General features: G+C 76.5%; 14 protein-coding genes. 5 read left to right on the top strand and 9 right to left on the bottom strand.

The annotated features are described in order from the left end of the window. Nucleotides 1–67: 67 nt before the first annotated feature. Nucleotides 68–1135, top strand: a complete 1068-nt coding sequence (locus tag BLS21_RS05155) for a PD-(D/E)XK nuclease family protein (RefSeq protein ID WP_091214692.1) — start codon at nt 68–70, stop codon at nt 1133–1135. Here BLS21_RS05155 and BLS21_RS05150 read toward each other — a convergent pair. Then, complete coding sequence (locus tag BLS21_RS05150) at nt 1132–2247, bottom strand: hypothetical protein (RefSeq protein WP_091214690.1); 1116 nt, start codon at nt 2245–2247, stop codon at nt 1132–1134. The genes BLS21_RS05155 and BLS21_RS05150 overlap by 4 nt on opposite strands. Nucleotides 2248–2447: 200 nt before the next feature. Between BLS21_RS05150 and BLS21_RS05145 the strand changes: the two genes are divergently transcribed. The 3 genes from BLS21_RS05145 to BLS21_RS05135 all read left to right on the top strand — a co-directional run bounded on the left by BLS21_RS05145 (nt 2448) and on the right by BLS21_RS05135 (nt 4442). Continuing rightward, nucleotides 2448–3422 carry a site-specific integrase gene (locus BLS21_RS05145; protein WP_245700069.1) on the top strand — a complete coding sequence of 325 codons (975 nt, stop codon included), beginning with the start codon at nt 2448–2450 and terminating at the stop codon, nt 3420–3422. 167 nt (nt 3423–3589) lie between these two features. Further along, entirely contained in the window at nt 3590–3862 is a 273-nt protein-coding gene (locus BLS21_RS05140; RefSeq protein WP_091214688.1) for a hypothetical protein, read from the top strand. Nucleotides 3863–4202: 340 nt separating this feature from the next. After that, nucleotides 4203–4442, top strand: a complete 240-nt coding sequence (locus tag BLS21_RS05135) for a hypothetical protein (RefSeq protein ID WP_091214686.1) — start codon at nt 4203–4205, stop codon at nt 4440–4442. A gap of 63 nt (nt 4443–4505) precedes the next feature. Here the strand turns inward: BLS21_RS05135 and BLS21_RS05130 are convergent, their stop codons facing one another. The 4 genes from BLS21_RS05130 to BLS21_RS05115 all read right to left on the bottom strand — a co-directional run bounded on the left by BLS21_RS05130 (nt 4506) and on the right by BLS21_RS05115 (nt 9566). After that, nucleotides 4506–6782, bottom strand: coding sequence for a sensor histidine kinase (locus BLS21_RS05130; RefSeq protein WP_091214683.1), 2277 nt, complete (start codon nt 6780–6782; stop codon nt 4506–4508). Then, complete coding sequence (locus tag BLS21_RS05125) at nt 6779–8146, bottom strand: hypothetical protein (RefSeq protein WP_091214680.1); 1368 nt, start codon at nt 8144–8146, stop codon at nt 6779–6781. The genes BLS21_RS05130 and BLS21_RS05125 overlap by 4 nt, the downstream gene beginning before the upstream one ends. 92 nt (nt 8147–8238) lie before the next feature. After that, nucleotides 8239–8904 (bottom strand): response regulator transcription factor, encoded by a 666-nt coding sequence (locus tag BLS21_RS05120; protein ID WP_091214677.1) that lies wholly within the window; start codon nt 8902–8904, stop codon nt 8239–8241. Then, on the bottom strand, nt 8895–9566 hold the full coding sequence (locus BLS21_RS05115; protein WP_139177019.1) for a sensor histidine kinase: 672 nt from the start codon (nt 9564–9566) through the stop codon (nt 8895–8897). The genes BLS21_RS05120 and BLS21_RS05115 overlap by 10 nt, the downstream gene beginning before the upstream one ends. A 205-nt stretch (nt 9567–9771) precedes the next feature. Between BLS21_RS05115 and BLS21_RS05110 the strand changes: the two genes are divergently transcribed. Next, on the top strand, nt 9772–10869 hold the full coding sequence (locus tag BLS21_RS05110; protein WP_091214672.1) for an Hsp70 family protein: 1098 nt from the start codon (nt 9772–9774) through the stop codon (nt 10867–10869). Between the two features lie 693 nt (nt 10870–11562). Here the strand turns inward: BLS21_RS05110 and BLS21_RS05105 are convergent. The 4 genes from BLS21_RS05105 to BLS21_RS05095 form a co-directional block, all read right to left on the bottom strand. Beyond that, entirely contained in the window at nt 11563–13377 is a 1815-nt protein-coding gene (locus BLS21_RS05105) for an asparagine synthase-related protein (RefSeq protein ID WP_091214669.1), read from the bottom strand. Further along, entirely contained in the window at nt 13374–14111 is a 738-nt protein-coding gene (locus tag BLS21_RS05100) for a PqqD family protein (protein WP_175479427.1), read from the bottom strand. Before BLS21_RS05100 ends, BLS21_RS05105 begins: the two co-directional genes overlap by 4 nt. Then, entirely contained in the window at nt 14077–14274 is a 198-nt protein-coding gene (locus tag BLS21_RS25005) for a hypothetical protein (protein ID WP_175479426.1), read from the bottom strand. Before BLS21_RS25005 ends, BLS21_RS05100 begins: the two co-directional genes overlap by 35 nt. A 300-nt stretch (nt 14275–14574) precedes the next feature. Next, nucleotides 14575–14832 carry a hypothetical protein gene (locus BLS21_RS05095; RefSeq protein WP_091214664.1) on the bottom strand — a complete coding sequence of 86 codons (258 nt, stop codon included), beginning with the start codon at nt 14830–14832 and terminating at the stop codon, nt 14575–14577. Between the last annotated feature and the right edge of the window lie 479 nt (nt 14833–15311).

Here is a 15311-nt window from a genome sequence, read left to right as displayed (position 1 = left end):
GCCGAACCGCCGGAGCGGGGCCGGCCCCCCGGCCCCGCTCCGGCACCCCCGACCCCAGGGAGACGCGATGACCGCCGTCCTGCCCGCCCGGCCCAGCGCCGCCGAGCGCCGGGCCGCCCCGAGCCTGGCCGCCGCGGTCCGCGACCTCGACAGCCGCCGGGCCCGTTCCCGCCAGCGGATGATCGGCGCCTCCGAGCTCGGCGAGTGCCGCCGCCGTGCGGCCTACCGCATCGCCCGCCGCCGTCCCACCAACACCCGCACCGGCCTGCAGGCCTTCATGGGGACCGAACTGCACCGCGGGGTGCTGCGCGCGCTGCGCCGCCAGTACGGCGGCCTCACCGAGGTCGGCCTCAGGGGCGAGCAGGTCCGGGGGCGCTGCGACTGGTGGCACGCGCCGGTCGTGGAGGACCTCAAGACGACGTCCCGGTTCGGCTTCGAGCGGGTCCTCACCCGGGGGGTCCCGGTCCGGCACTGGTTCCAGGTCGCCGTCTACGCCTGGTTGCTGCGGACCGGGCAGACCGCCGACCGCCGGTTGCCGGCCGGCGACGGGCAGGACGTCGACGGGCTGCGCATCCGCTACCTGTCCCGCGACTCGGGCGAGGACGTCGTCTTCGAGGCCGACCACGACCCGGCGCTGACCGCCGAGGCCATCATGTGGCTCACCGACGTCTACGCCGCCGTGGAGGACGAGGGCGTCGACGCCGTCCCCCGCGACGGGTTCGGACCCGGCGTGGACACCATGTGCGACTGGTGCCCGTTCCTCGACCTGTGCTGGGGGCCTCCGGTGGACCCGGAGACCGAGGGCGAGGTGTCGCGGCAGTCGCGGCTGACGGTGACCGACGAGGACTACGTCGAGGCCGTCCACGACTACGACGCCTGGCGGGCGGCCGAGAACGAGGCCAAGCGGCACAAGGAGTACGCCCGGGAACGCCTGCGGGGCCGGTCCGGGCCGGCGGACGACCTGTACTGCGAGTGGTCCGGTGGCGGCCTGCGCACGCAGGTGGACAAGGACGCCGCGGTCGAGCGGCTGGTCGAGCTCGGCGAGGTCCTGCCCACCCGGAGGACCCGCAGCCCGCAGACGATCCGGGTCACGCGCAGCGGCACGCGGCAGGACCGAGCGGCCGGACCGGCCTAGCTCCCTCCGCTCCCCGCCTCCGTCGGGTGGGCCGCCGCTGCTGCCTGTCCGGCCCGTGCCGCCGCCGCGTCGGCAAGAGCGCGGTCGCGCGCCTCCTCGGCCCGCAGCCGGTCCCGTCGGCTCTCCTCGGCGCGGCGCTCAGCACGTTCGGCGCGGGCCTCCTGCGCGCTCGCCTGCTGCGTCGCGGCCTCGGCTCGGGCCTCCGCCGCCCGGACACGGCCCTCCGCGGCGGTGGTCTCCAGCCGGGCGGCCGCCTCCGCCTGCTCGGCGCGGCTGACCGCCTGCGCCGCGTCGGCCCGTGCGCGTCCGGTCTCGGTCCGGGCCGCGCGTTCGGCGTCCAGCGCCCGGTCCCGCGCCGCCTCGGCGGCGGTCGCCCGTTCCTGTGCCGCCGCGGCGTCGGCGAGCGCGCGGTCCCGCGTCTCCTCGGCCCGCGCCGCCTCGCCGCGCGCCGACCCGGCGTCGCGGACGGCCGCGTCCCGCTGCCGCTCGGCGTCCCGTCGCCCGGCCTCGGCCGCGCTCCCGGCGGCTCGGGCCGCGTCCGCGTCGGCGCGCGCCTGCTGAGCCCGCGCGTCCGCGGCCTCGGCTGCTCCGCGGGCCGCGGCTGCCTCGTCCTGGGCGGCGGACGCTGCCTCCCGGGCGCCGGCGGCGTCGGCCTCGGCGCCGGCCGCCACCTCGAGGGCCTCCCGCGTCGCCTTCTCGGCGACCGCCCGCACCCGGTCGGCGAGGGACGCGCGCTGCTCGGCCTCGGCGATCTCGCGGCGTGCGTCGGTGCGGACGGCTGCCCGCTCCACCTCGAGCAGCTCCGCGTCGGCGGCCCTGGTCAGCACCTCGCGGGCGCGGACCACCTGCTCCTCGATCGCGCCCAGGGTGGAGCGGAGCCGGTCGGCGATCTCGGTGAGCGTCTCGCCGGGACGCGTGCCCGGCTGCGGAGCGGCGGGCGCCTCCGCAGCCGTCGACGCGCGTCCGGCTGCCTCCGCGCGGCGGGCGGCGAAGGCGGTCGTGCGGTTGTGGTCCGGGAGCGAGCAGTAGGACGAGCGACCGCCGGTCGGCGGGGGCGGGGCCACGGGGCGCTCGCAGTCCGGATAGGCGCACGTGGCCCGGACCGCGGTCATGGCCCCAGTGTGGGGCCGGCCGTCCGTCACAGCCAGTCGTTGTTGACGAACGAACGACCGTGCTGCTGCGCCGGACGGAGGGACGAGCCGACCCGAGCACTCCATAATCAGCTGTTATGGAGTCCGAACTCCCGACGGCCGGGACACCCTCCGGAGAGCCCGGCGCGGGGGTGGAGACGACCGGAACAGGCGCCCTCGCCGTGGCCGGAGCCGCTGACGGCGGCCTGGTGCTCCCCGGGGACGTCGAGTCGGTGGGGCGCTACCTCACCGCGGCCAAGGCCGAGTCCACGAGGAGGGCCTACGACGCGGACTTCCGCGCCTGGTCGACCTGGGCCCGGCAGCGCGGCTTCTCCCCGCTGCCCGCGGCCGACGCCGCGGTGGCGGCCTACCTCGCGGCGCTCAGCGACGCGGGGGCGAGCCCGCGGACCATCGCCCGGCGACTGTCCGGCATCGGGCACGCGCACCGGGAGGCCGGGCACCCCAGTCCCTCCGAGCACCCCGGCACCCGGGAGGTCCTCCGGGGCATCCGGCGCACGGCGGCCCGCGACGGCCGTCGTCCGAGGAAGGCCCGGGCGCTGGACACCCAGACGATCCGCGCGCTCGTCGAGGACCTCCCGGCCGGGGTGGCCGGCGTCCGCGACCGGGCCCTCATCCTCACCTCGTTCGCCCTCGCGCTCCGGGCGTCGGACGTCTGCGGGCTGGACGTGACCGACCTGGCCCCTGCCGGGCACGGCGGCCCCGACGTCACCATCCGGTGGTCGAAGACCGATCAGGAGGGCTCCGGCGAGGTGCTGGCACTGGCGCCCGGGGTGCGCGCACGGACCTGCCCGGTGCGCGCCCTGCAGGCCTGGGTCGAGGCGGCCGGCCTCACCGGGAGCTCGGGGCCGCTGTTCCGCAGCGTGGGGCGAGGCGCCCGTCCCCGGATCGGCCGGACGCGGATGGCCAGGTCGTCGGTCCGGCTGGTCCTGCGCCGTGCCGCCGAGCGTGCCGGCGTCCCCCTGGACGGGCTGAGCCCGCACAGCCTGCGCCGGTCGTTCGCGACCGAGGGGTACAAGGCCGGTGTGAGCGAGCGGGAGCTGGCCCGGACCGGCAGGTGGGCCTCGGTGACCACCATGCGGGGATACGACGCCAGCAGTCGCTGGGCGGACCCGGCGTCCGCTCGGCTCGGTCTCTGAGCGGCCCGCAGCGGACGTCCGCGTGCGTCCAGAGGAGGGGATGGCACCCGTCGTACCCGGGGCGCATAATCGAACACGCGTTCGACCGGCTGCGGCCGGCTGCACCGCCCGGAGCGAGGACCACCCGAGGCCGGTGGGCCGGTCGGCTCGATGCCCAGGAGGCCCTGATGACCACCGTCTCGACGTCCAACCTGCCCGTCGGGGAGCCCGTCCTGACCACCGACGTGGTCGGCACGGACTTCGGCCTGCCCCTGGTCCGGCCGACCCGGACCAGGCAGGGCAGCCAGGTCCGGGTCGTGCGCTCGCGCTGCAAGGCGCACGGGGGAGTCGTCGTGTGGTTCACCGACGGCACCAAGACCCCGCCGCTGCACGGGCGCACGGCCTGGGTCGTGGCCGCGCCGGAGCCGGGTGCGCACACGCCGGCGCGTGTGGTGGCGTGACGCGGGACGCCCGTCGCAGGCCGCCCCTGGACCGGCCCACGCCCGCGCGGCCTCGTGGGCAGGAGGCTGGAGCGCAGGGCCGAGAGCTCGTCGACGCGGAGGGCCCGCGGTCGCTGACCGCGGGCCCTCCGCGCGCGGTCGCCCCTCACCCGGCCCGCGACCCCACCGCGGCCGCGGGCGTCGGCGGCCCCGCCGGCTGTCTCCCGACGGACCCGGTCGGGGAGCTGGCAGGAACGACGCGACCGACGTCTCTCCTGCCACTCGTGCCCGAGCCCTGCGCGGTCGACGCTGGGTCTGCCGGCGGACGCCGCCGGAGGCCGGGCAGTGCGGGAGGCGACCGATGGTCCGCTGGAGGGCGACGACGCTGCGAGCCTGGCGGGGACTGCGCGAGTTCCTCGCCGTCCAGGTCGAGCTGCACGAACGCGCGGCCCTGCGCGACCGGCCGTGGGAGGAGGACTTCCTGCACTGGGCCGGCGGCGGGCGGGAGCTGCACGGCCGGCTCGTCCCGCCCCCCGGGCGAGGACGGGGCACCACCCGCAGCGGCTGGTGCCCCGGCGCGGTGCCCTCGCGTGGCGCGTAGCCCTGGACGGGTCCGCGGTCGCCGGCCGGACGCCGGCCCGTCCGGAGGACGCTGACCCGCGTGCTAGTGGTCGCCGGCCGGGCGGGCCATGGTGGGGCCCTGGTCGACGGGACGGGGGACCGGTACGGCGCGGGGTGCGGGTGGGGACGCCTCCGGATCGCCCAGCGGCACCCGGCCCTCGACCCGGGTGCCCGCTCCCGGGGCTGATCGGACGTCGAGGTGTCCGCCGACGGCCGCGATGCGGGACGTCATGTTGCGCACCCCTCGGCCGAGGTGGTCCGAGCGGGTCTCGGGGTCCCACCCCCGCCCCTCGTCCTCGACGATGAACAGGAGGTGGTCGTCGGCACGGTGCAGCCACACGCACACCGGCGCCCCACCCGCGTACTTGCGGGCGTTGTTCACCGACTCGAGGCAGCAGAAGTAGACGGCGGCCTCGACCTCGGGGGGGAACCGGTCGACGGTCACGCCGGTGGTGTCCAGCCGGACCTGCGGGTCCTGCCCGAGCTCGTCGCGGAGGGCGGCGACCAGGCCCCGCTCGGCGAGCGCGGCCGAGGAGAGGCCCGTGGCGGTCCGGGTGAGGACGGCCTCCGCGGTGTCGAGCTGCCCGACGACCTGGTCCAGCCGGGCGCGTGCCTGCTCCAGCCGCCCGGCCCGGACCTCGTACTCGGCCAGCCCGAGCGTCAGGCTCAGCGACACCAGGTGGTGCTGGGCCCCGTCGTGCAGGTCCCGCTCGATGCGCCGCCGCTCGCTGTCCGCCTCGGCCACGACCCGGCGACGTGCGTCGGCGATCTCGGCGGCGTGGGCCACCGCGGCCCGCAGCTCGCGCTCGAGGTCGATGCCGGTCCGCACGGCCTGCAGCACGACCCCGAGGCTGTTCGCGATCGCCCCCAGCAGGTCCTGCCGCTGGTCGTCCGCCCCGGCGACCGCAGCCCGGTCGACCGCGATCGTCCCGACCTCCTGCCCCCCGTGCCGGATGGGGACCTCCAGCGACGTCTCGGCCTCCTCCTCACCCGGCCTGACCCACCGGTAGTCCCGGTCGCGCAGCCCCGGCCGGTGCACGGTCAGCCGGCACGTGGTGGCGCCCAGGCCCTGGCCGACCGCCTCCGCGACGCCGGCCAGGTCGGGAACGCCCCCCGTCGTGGCCCGTGGCAGGGCGGCGAGCTCGGCCAGCACGCTGTACGGAGTCGGCCTGGTGCCGTAGAGCAACCGGTCGGCCGCGCGTTCGGTCAAGAGGAACACGGGGAGGAAGGCCAGCGCGCTCACCGTCACGGCCGTGCCCACGACGAAGTGCGGAGGGGCGGGCTTCCCTCCGAACACGAACCTCGCCGAGAGGAAGTCGACGACCACGTACAGGCAGCCGATCGAGGCCGTGACCAGGACGACGACCACCCCGCGGCTGAACCACCGCTGCGCGCTCACGGCACCGGACCCGCGGCTGGTCACCAGCACGGCCATGGCCACGGCCGGCAGGGACAGCCGAGCAGTCCAGTACCACAGCACCATCGGCCCCTGGGCCGGTGAGAGCGTCGACAGGTCCACGGTCGTCCAGTCCACGACGGCCATCCCCTGCTGGCTCAGCGACGCCACTACGCCAATGATGACCGCCGGCGCCGCCCCCACCGCCACGATTCCGACCAGCACGCCGAAGAGCAGCCGCGCCGGCGCCCGCAGCCGCTCGCTGGTACTGGCGCGGAGCTGTTGGCGCAGGCCGGCGATCCCGAGGAGCGGCAGCACGAGCCCGACCAGGAGGACGCAGCGAAGCGAGTCCGGGAAGAACGCGGCGCTCAGCAGGGCCGCCGCTGCGACGCTGACCGCCGCAGCCACCACCCACGTGCGGGGGCGGCAGAGGGGACCGCTCCGCGGCGCCCAGGCCAGCGCGAGCACGTAGGCGACGCAGGCGACCACGGGCAGCACGAACCGGGGGACCGCAGCAACCCCGTCGACCCCGGTGACGGTGGCCAGCACCTCCGACGCCGCGTCCGACTGCGGGCCGAAGGCGGCGGGCGAGGCGGCCAGCGCCGTCCCGAGCAGGAGCTGCGCGGGGTCGCGGGGAGCGCGCACCAGCAGGGCCCCCGCGAGGCCGAGGACGAGCACGGTCAGTGCCGCGTCGGGGATCAGCACGGACAGGGGCTCGCTGTGCGGCATCCCGGCGACCAGGCCCCGCGTCCACACGTCGCTCGCGGCGACCGCCTCCGGGGTGAGGCCTGCGACGCCGGCGAACTCCTGCGCCACGGCCACGGCCACCCCGAGGACCAGCCAGCAGACCGACACCAGCGCGCACCCGACGAGGAGGGCACCGATCCAGGTGCCGCCCCGTCGTTCGGCACGCCCGTCGGTCACCGGACCGCGACCTCCATCTCGAGGACGGCCTCCACGACCGGCTCCACCCGGTCGGGCACCCAGGCACGGACGACGACGGGGGGACTGCCGCCCCGGCCGGCGGGGAGGGCGGCACCGTCCTCGCCGTGTGCGGTGACCCGCAGGCCGCCACCGAGCGCGACCAGGCGGTCGGCGTCGTCGGCGAGCACCGCCTCGAGACGAGCCGGAGCCACCGGCGGGGCGGGGTCGTCGAGGACCACGCTGATCTCGCCGCGGCACTCCTCCAGGCGCAGGCTCAGCTCTCGTTCGGCGGGTCGTCCGGCCAGCTCGCGGAGTGCTGAGGCGGCGGCGTAGTAGAGCCCGGACTCCAGCTCCCACGCCGCCCGCGACCCCAGGTGGGCGTGGAGCCGGACCGGCCGCGGCAGGTCGGCCACCACCTCGTCGAGCGCGGCGGCCGGCCCGTGGTCGCGCAGCACGGACGGGTAGACGCCCCTGGCCACCGTGCGGAACCGGTCGAGCAGGTCGTCCAGCCGGACCCGGGCGTCGGCGAGCGCGTCCCGGACCGGCGCCAGGTCGACCGGCGCGTCGGCGAGCCGGGCGCGGGTCGCCGCCAGGTGCGTCCGCAGCGCGGCCAGGCGGTCGTCCGTGGCGTGCGAGAGCTCCGCGAGCAGCCACCGGCGCGCCGCGTCCCGCGCCGAGGCAACCCGCCGGCGAGACGCCCGGAGCTCCTCGGCGAGCTCGGCGGCCCGCTGGACCCGCTCCCTGAGCTCGGCGTTGAGCGCCACCACGCGGAGAGGCAGCGCCGCACCGTTGGCGACGTCGTGGAGCAGGTCCCGGTCGGCTGCGGTGATCAACCCCGGCTTGGTGATCGTCAGGGCGGCCCGGAGCACCCCTGCGTCCAGCACCGGCACGACGGAGTCGACGTCCGGGTCCACGAGCAGATCGGCGAGCCCGCGCACGGTCCGGCCGGGTGGACTCGTGCCTCCCGTGTCCGGAGGGTGGTGGACGGCTTCCACCAACCGGTCTCCCACGGCCAGCCAGACCGCGGTCCGGACCGCCCCGGTGCCCTCGGCCAGCACCTGCGCCAGCCCGGGGAGGACCTGGTCGAGGGACCCGGCCTGGATCCGCCGGGCCGCCTCGGCCAGCGCCGAGTACGGGCTGGCCAGCCTCTGGCCGGCCACGCGGGCGACCGTGCGCTCGAGCACGGGCCACACCAGGAAGAGCCCGACGGCCGCGAGGCCGACTGCGAGGAACGGCAACACCAGCCTGAGCTGCCCGCTGTCGATCACCTCCCGGCCGCCGAAGGCAACCGTGGCCAGCACCACGGCCACCCCTCCGGTGACCAGCAGCCAGCGGAGCACCACTGCGGTGCTGACCCGGGTCATACTCACCACCGACCCACGCCCGGCTCCCGGCCGGGCCGTGCGCTCACGCTAGGCCCACGGGCACGCCGCGCCAACCCCCCTTGCGGTCGGGGTCAGTCCTCGTCGCGCTGGGCCCGTAGGTACGTCAGGACGGCCAGGACCCGGCGGTGGTGCTCGGTGGCGTCCTCGGCCAGCCGGAGCTTGCCGAAGATGCTGGCGATGTGCTTCTCCACCGCCTTGGGCGTGACGAACAGCTGTGCCGCGATCCCGTTGTTCGACCGGCCCTCGGCCATCAGCCGCAGGACGTCCAGTTCTCGTGGCGACAGTGACTCGACGGCTCCCTTCCTCTCCCCGCGGGGGTGTTCGACCAGGCGTTTGGCCAGGACCGGTTCGATGACGATCTCACCGGCCCTGATCCGGGCGAGCGTGTCGCTCAGGACGTCGACGCTGCCGACCTTCTCCTTGAGCCGGTAGCCGATGGCCTCGGTGCCGATCTGCAGGATCCGCATCAGGTAGTGGGACTCGGCGTAGTGGGAGAGGAAGAGCAGCCCCATGTCGGCGTGCAGTGCCCGGAGCCGTTCGGCGGTCACCAGGCCGCCGTCGGGCCCCGGGGGCATCCGGATGTCCAGGATCGCCACGTCGGCCGGTTCGGTGTCCAGCAGCTCGACCAGCGCGTCCCCGTCGGCGGTGGAGCCGACGACCTCGTGCCCCGCGGCCTCCAGCAGCATGAGCAGCCCCTCGCGGAACAGGGCGCCGTCCTCGGCCAGGGCTACGCGCACGGGATCCTCACCGTGATCGTCCCCGAGCCGGGCCCCTCTGCGACGCCGACCTGACCACCGAGCCCCTGCACCTGGCTCAGCACCTGGACGGCGTGCCGGGCCGGCACGCCGTCCAGGGAGACGACGAGCACCTTCCCCTCGCGGCGCACCACCACCTCGACCGGCGGCCCCCCGGCCTCGAGCAGGGCGAGGCACTGGGTGACGGCGAAGTAGACGGCCCCCTCGACCTCCGGGCCGAAGCGCTCCGCCGGTGCCACGACGCGCAGGGGCACGGCGACGCGGTCGGCGAACTCGCACAGCGCCGGACCCAGCCCGGCCTGGTCCAGCAACGGTGGGTAGATCTCCCGCGAGACCTCCCGCAGCTCCTGCAGCACCGTGTGCAGCTGGTCCTGCAGGTCGTCGATGGAGAGCCGGACACCGTCCTCGTCGTCGGACAGCTGCTTGCGGACCACGCCGAGCCGCGGCACGAGTGCGGAGATCTGCAGCGACGCGCCGTCGTGCAGACGGCGCTGCAGGCCCAGCCGGCGCAGCCAGTGGTCGCGCACGGCCTGCCGGGTGCCGACCGACCCGAGGTCGACCGGTCGCGACGACGGCACGCTGCCGGCAGGCCGCTCCGGGTCAGCGGCACCCCCGTCGTCCGGCCACTGCGCAGGCGTGCACATCACCACCAGATCCTCCGGCCGAGCCGGCGTGCCCGGAATGGGGAGCGCCCCATCCCGGAGGTGGGGTAGACCCCCGCATCCACTGGGTGACGGATCGCTCGCGGAGCACCCGCGTCGACGCAGGACGGACCGCACGGTCCACCGGCCTCGTTACGCTGCGGCCGGCGAGGAAGTCCGCTGCCCGCTGCCTTCCCCAGGGGGCGCTGTGGGTTACTGCCTCGGGGTGGACCTCGGGACGACGTCCGCCGCGGCCGCGGTCGCGGACGGCGTCCGCCTGGACGTCGTCCCGCTCGGGAACCGATCGCCGGTGATGCCCTCGGCCGTCTACGTCCGGGACGACGGGGCGCTGGTCGCTGGCGACGAGGCCGCGGGGCACGCCGTGAGCGACCCCGACCGGGTGGCCTCCGAGATCACGCGCCGGCTCGGGAGCCCGACGCCGGTGGTGCTCGGCGGGACCTCCCACCCGGCCACCGACCTGCTGGCCGCGCTGCTGCAGGAGGTGGTCGCCCGGGTCACCGCACAGCAGGGCCTCGACCCCGAGCTCGTGGTCCTCACCCACCCGGCCACCTGGGGTCCCTTCCGGCAGGGGTTGTTCGAGGAGGTGCCGCAGCTGGCCGGCATCCCCGACGCGCGGACCACCACGGAGCCGGAGGCCGCCGTCGCCTACCACGCCACCACCCGGCAGTCCCCGCCGGAGGAGATCGTCGCCGTCTACGACCTCGGGGGCGGCACCTTCGACGCGGCGGTGCTGCACCGGGACGGTCGGAGCACCGCCGTCCTCGGCACGCCCGAGGGCATCGAGCGTCTCGGCGGTGCCGCCTTCGACGAGGCGGTCCTCTCCTTCGTCGACGACGCCACCGGCGGGGCGCTCTCCGAGCTGGACCGGGACGATCCGCGGGCCGCCGTCGCCCTCGCCCGCCTGCGCCGGGACTGCACCCTCGCCAAGGAGGCGCTGACCCTCGACACCGAGACGGTCATCCCGGTGGACCTGCCGGGGGTCCACCCGGAGGTCCGGCTGACCAGGGAGGAGTTCGAGGAGCTGGTGCTCGGCCTGGTCGAGTCGACCATCACCGCGTTCCGACGGGCGCTGTGCTCGGCGGGGGTCTCGCCGGAGGTGCTCTCGGCGGTGCTGCTGATCGGCGGCTCGTCGCGGATCCCCCTGGTGGCCCGACTGCTCTCGCGCGAGCTGGGGCGTCCCCTCGGCGTCGACGCCCGTCCGCAGCACGCCGTGGCCCTGGGAGCGGCCGCGTCGGGCGACCTCCACCCCGCTGCCCACCCGCGGATCCCCCGCGGACGGTCGTGAGGGGACCGGTCCGGGGGACCGCCGGTCCCGTGTCACCGGCGTGGACGGCGGCGACACGTCCGCAGCGGCGGTCGAGCTCGCGGGCCGACCGCCGCCGCGGCAGCGGCTCTGCTCGAGGTACGCGTCGAGGACGGCGTCGACCCGGGCGCCGGTCTGCTGGACGGCGAGCCGGCTCGCCGCCGTGTCCTCGACCCGCTGCCGGTGCCGGGCCTCGGCGCGCTCGTCGCACGCGCGCCGGAAGTCGACGCGCAGGCCGGCGGAGCGGCCCTCGGTCTCCTGCTGCTCGTGCGAGCTCTCGACGGCTGCCGTCCCGGCGGCTGCGGTCTCGACGACTGCGGTCTCGACGACGGCGGTCCCGGCGGCGTCGTCCCGGGGCGCGGCACCTCCCGCCACCGGCGGGACGGCGCGCCGCGCGAGCTGCCGGGACAGGTGCCACGCGGTGCAGTCGTCGCAGTGGGCCAGCCAGGTGCGCGAGTGGCGCAGGCAGGGCAGGGGAGCGGACATGGCAGGTCCTCGATGTGGAGAGGGCGTCCCCGCTCTCGTCCGGGAGGCCGCGAACCGGGCTCCGGTCCGGGAACGCTGGGACCAGCGTCGCCGGGTCCGGAGGCACCCGACACCCGGCCAACCCCCCACCTGCCGGCGCGAGCCCCCGTTCCGCGGCGGGGGAGGACCCCCCGGATCCGGGAGGGGCTGTCACCGGGCGGCCTCCTGCGGTCCGGTGCCCCGGTGGTCGTCGGCGACCGGCCGGGACGGGAGGACGCCGTCGTGCGGGCCCCGTCCTGCCTCCTGGAGCAGCCACCGCGCCAGGGTCAGCGCGAGGTTCAGCGAGTGCAGCTCCGGGACGCGCAGGCCACCGACGGCACCGCGGTCGAGGACGGCCGCCAGGGCCTCGGCGTCCAGGATCCCCTGGTCGGCGACCGCGGGGTGGCGGACCAGTGCCACCAGCTGGTCCCTGTTGCGCAGCAGCCCGCGGTAGTAGACCTCGTTGAAGTGCCCCTTGCGCCGGCGCGTCGTGATCGGGTCGGGCAACGTGTCGCCCATCGCGGCGCGCAGCAGCGGCTTGCTCGGCGTCGGCTCCGGGCGGAGGTCCGCGACGGCCCGCAACGCCGCCCGCAGCACCCGCCGGTCGAGGAAGGGGTGCGAGACGACCAGGCCGAGCGGGTGTGCCACCGCCCACCGGACCGGGTCCCCCGTCCGGTTGCGGATGCCGGCCAGGGCGGACCCGACGGAGGGGACGGGGTGCGAGGCGGCACCGGACGCCGCCTGCTCCGCGATGCGTTCCGCCAGGGCCGTGCGCCGGGCGAACTCCGGCCGGACCCACGCCGGGACCTCGGGGGCCCGGCGGCGCCGACGGGCGAGCAGCGGGTCGAACCCGTAGGGCCGCAGCACCGTCCACGGGTCGGTGTTGTCCGCTGCCGCCCAGCGTCGCGCCTCCCGCCAGGCCCCGGCCAGCCGCCAGCTGCGCAGGTCCGCTGCGAGGTGGAAGGGGTGGGTGTCGAGCACCTCGTCGGCCCCGATGCCGGTGAGGACCCGCTCGGCACCGGCCTCGAACGCCGCGAGGGTCAGTGCGCGGTCCATCGCGATGCGCCACAGCCCGGGATACGGCTCGTCGTGCTCGGGCGGGTCGGCGAAGGCGTCGAAGTCCAGCAGGTGGTCCCCGTCGAGTCGCACCGACCGCACGCCGGGCGCGATCCCGAGCGCGGAGTCGACGTACGGCGTCTCGCGGGCGAGCAGACGCAGGTCCCGGTACACGACCGACAACCCGGCCACCAGCGTGCACCGGCCGCGGGCGGCGGCGTCGGCCGCGCAGCGCAGCACGGCGGACGAGTCCAGCCCGCCGGAGACGTGACACGCGACGTCGCCGACCGCGCGTTCCCCCACCGCGGCGACGAACACCTCGCGGAAGTCGGCCGCGGCAGCCGAGAGCGTGTCGCCCCGGCCGGGAGGGACCTCCAGCGGAGCGAACAGCGGACGAGCGGCCGTCGTCAACGCGGGGATCTCGACCTGGAGCGCCGCCCCGGCCGGGACCCGCCCGACGCCTCGGAAGGGCGTGCTCGTCCCGGCCGGCTCGTTGACCGGGGACTGGGCGGCGAGGTAGCCGGCGAGGTGGTCGACGTCCAGGTCGGCCCGCCGACCGCGCATCCGGTGCAGCGTCGCCAGGTCGGTCGCGATGACGACCTGCTCGCCGAGACGCTCGTGGTAGAGCCGGTGCCCACCCATGGGGTCACGCACGGCGAGGACCCGACCGGAGGGCCGGTCGTACAGCAGGAACGCGAAGTCACCCTCGAGCGCCGCGAGGGCGGTGCGACCACCACGGCGGTAGACCCGCGCGATCCGCTCGGCGTCGTCGGGCCGGCCCGGCCCCACCCGGAGGTCCGCGCGGTAGTGCAGTTCACCCAGCAGCGCCACCGTGACCCCGTCGCCGCTGCAGCTCGTGACGTGCCTGCCCGTGGCCGTCAGGGCGGCGCCGGTCGGACCGATCGCGGCGACCAGCACGCCGCCGCTCATCGGTAGCGGGCCACGGGCTGGAACGCGTCGCAGAGGTCGGGGAGGTCGCCGAGGACGACGTCGTCGTCCGAGAGGCACCAGGTGTGGGTGGCCAACGGGTAACAGCTCAGACCGAGCACCACGGCAGCCGGCAACCCCGCGGTCCGTGCCTCTGCCAGACAGACCACGGCCCGTTCCTTGCACGTGTGGCCGAGGACGCTGCCGGTGGCCGAGCGGCGCACCCGTCGGTCGATCTCGGCCGCGGAGCCTCCGCCCGGACGGCCCCGGAGCGGCAGGGAGGTCCACCACCGGAGGGTGCGGGACCACCCCGCCGTGGCGAAGCAGACCCGCGCAGCCGCCAGCAGGAGCCAGGTCCTCAGGCGTGGGTGCCCCACCCGGCGCAGGAGGGACAGCACGGCGACGACGAGCGGATCGACCCGCCCGCCGCGCCGGGCCGCGCCCCCGGTACCGATGCCCGGGGGCAGTTCCGTGAGGAGGGCGTCGAGGTCGGCGGCGACCTGCTGCTCGGGGACCCGGTACCGACGGGCGGTGGCACGCACCGCCTCGGTGCGGCCACCGCGCGACAGGCCGACCAGGAGCTCCGCGGCGATCGGGTCGACCGCGTGGAACGAGCCCGCGAGGTCCAGGAGCCTGCCGCTGCCGTCCGGAGCCCGTACGAGCAGCAGGTCGGGGCGGAGCTGTATGGCCCCGCGGGCGAGCTCAGGGCTCCAGGTAGTAGCCGGTGTAACCGTCATGGGCCTTGCCGTAGATGCCCCCGCGGACCAGCTTGGTCGCGGGGCCGACGGAGAAGGCCCGCGGCCGGGAGTACTCCCGCCGCTCGGGAGCGTCCCGTTCGGTGCGCTCGTCGAGGGCAACCGACCGGTCAGGGCCGTCCAGAGGAACATCGGTGACGGGCACGGGGGCCTCCTGGTGGGGATGGGGCGGTCGGTCCTGTCGACGAGGCGGCGGGCCTCCCGTCATCGGGGGAACTGGGACCAGGGATGTCCACGCCCGGCCCTGGCTCGGCGGGCGAGGTCACAGGCCACGGGACCATCGTCCCGACGGCGGGGGCGGGCAGGGAAGAGGGCGGCCCCTACCAGGGGGTGGGGGAGACCCCACCCCCTGGTAGGGGGACGTGGGCGCCGGTGCAGCGCCCGGCACCGTAAGGACGGGGACGTCGCCGACGGGGGCGACGGTCGTGCCCGGGGGAGAGGCGGCCTACGGGAGCGACCGGGGAGCCGGGACGCCGATCGGGCTCGACGCGACCCGGTGGCCGACGTCCCAGCACCGGGGGTCCGACAGTTCCAGGTAGAGGTCCAGCACGGCGTCGACCCGGGCGCGTTGCCGTTCGACGGCGGCGCGGTGAGCGGGCGTGTCCTTGGCCTGCTGTGCGAGCCGGGCGGCGACGAGGTCGGCACCTGCTTGCACGAAGTCGGGGCGGAGGTCGTCGGCGGGGCTGGGAGCCAGCGCGGTCATGGGGGTCTCCAGGGTCCGAGTGCCGGGCCGGTCGAACGGGGGACGTGGTCCCCGTGTCGTCCTGCTGTCCTGAGGGTGCCGGGCTCCCTGGGCCCGGACCATCGAGCCGACCCCCGTCCTGGCGTGGGGGCAGCCCCCGTCACGAGGGGGGAGCCGGGCCCCCGAGGGGCGCCCGGTCGGTTTCCGGGGTCCCCGTCCGTGCGGCGCACGAGTCCGGCCGCCGTCCACCGACCGCCCGGCCTGCTCGCGACCAGCCGGCCCGAGGTGCTGCCGGCGCGGTGACCGGCGCTGAGCAGGCGTCCGGCCGCGGTGGTGGGGATCCCCGGTGGGGTCTGCCCCACCCGGGACGGGGGGCGGAGGCCGCCGGTTCTCGGGAGAGCCCGATCGATCCCCCGTCCGTGCCGCCGCAGTCTCTCTGCGAGGGCCAGGCAGCTGCTCCCTCTCCCGGATCCCACACCCCGCGCGTCACCGCGCCAGCA

Origin of the sequence: Geodermatophilus siccatus, assembly GCF_900103785.1 — a bacterium.
Classification (GTDB): domain Bacteria; phylum Actinomycetota; class Actinomycetes; order Mycobacteriales; family Geodermatophilaceae; genus Geodermatophilus; species Geodermatophilus siccatus.
Note: the sequence above shows the minus strand (reverse complement) of the source record. Positions and strands in the feature narration are given on the sequence as shown.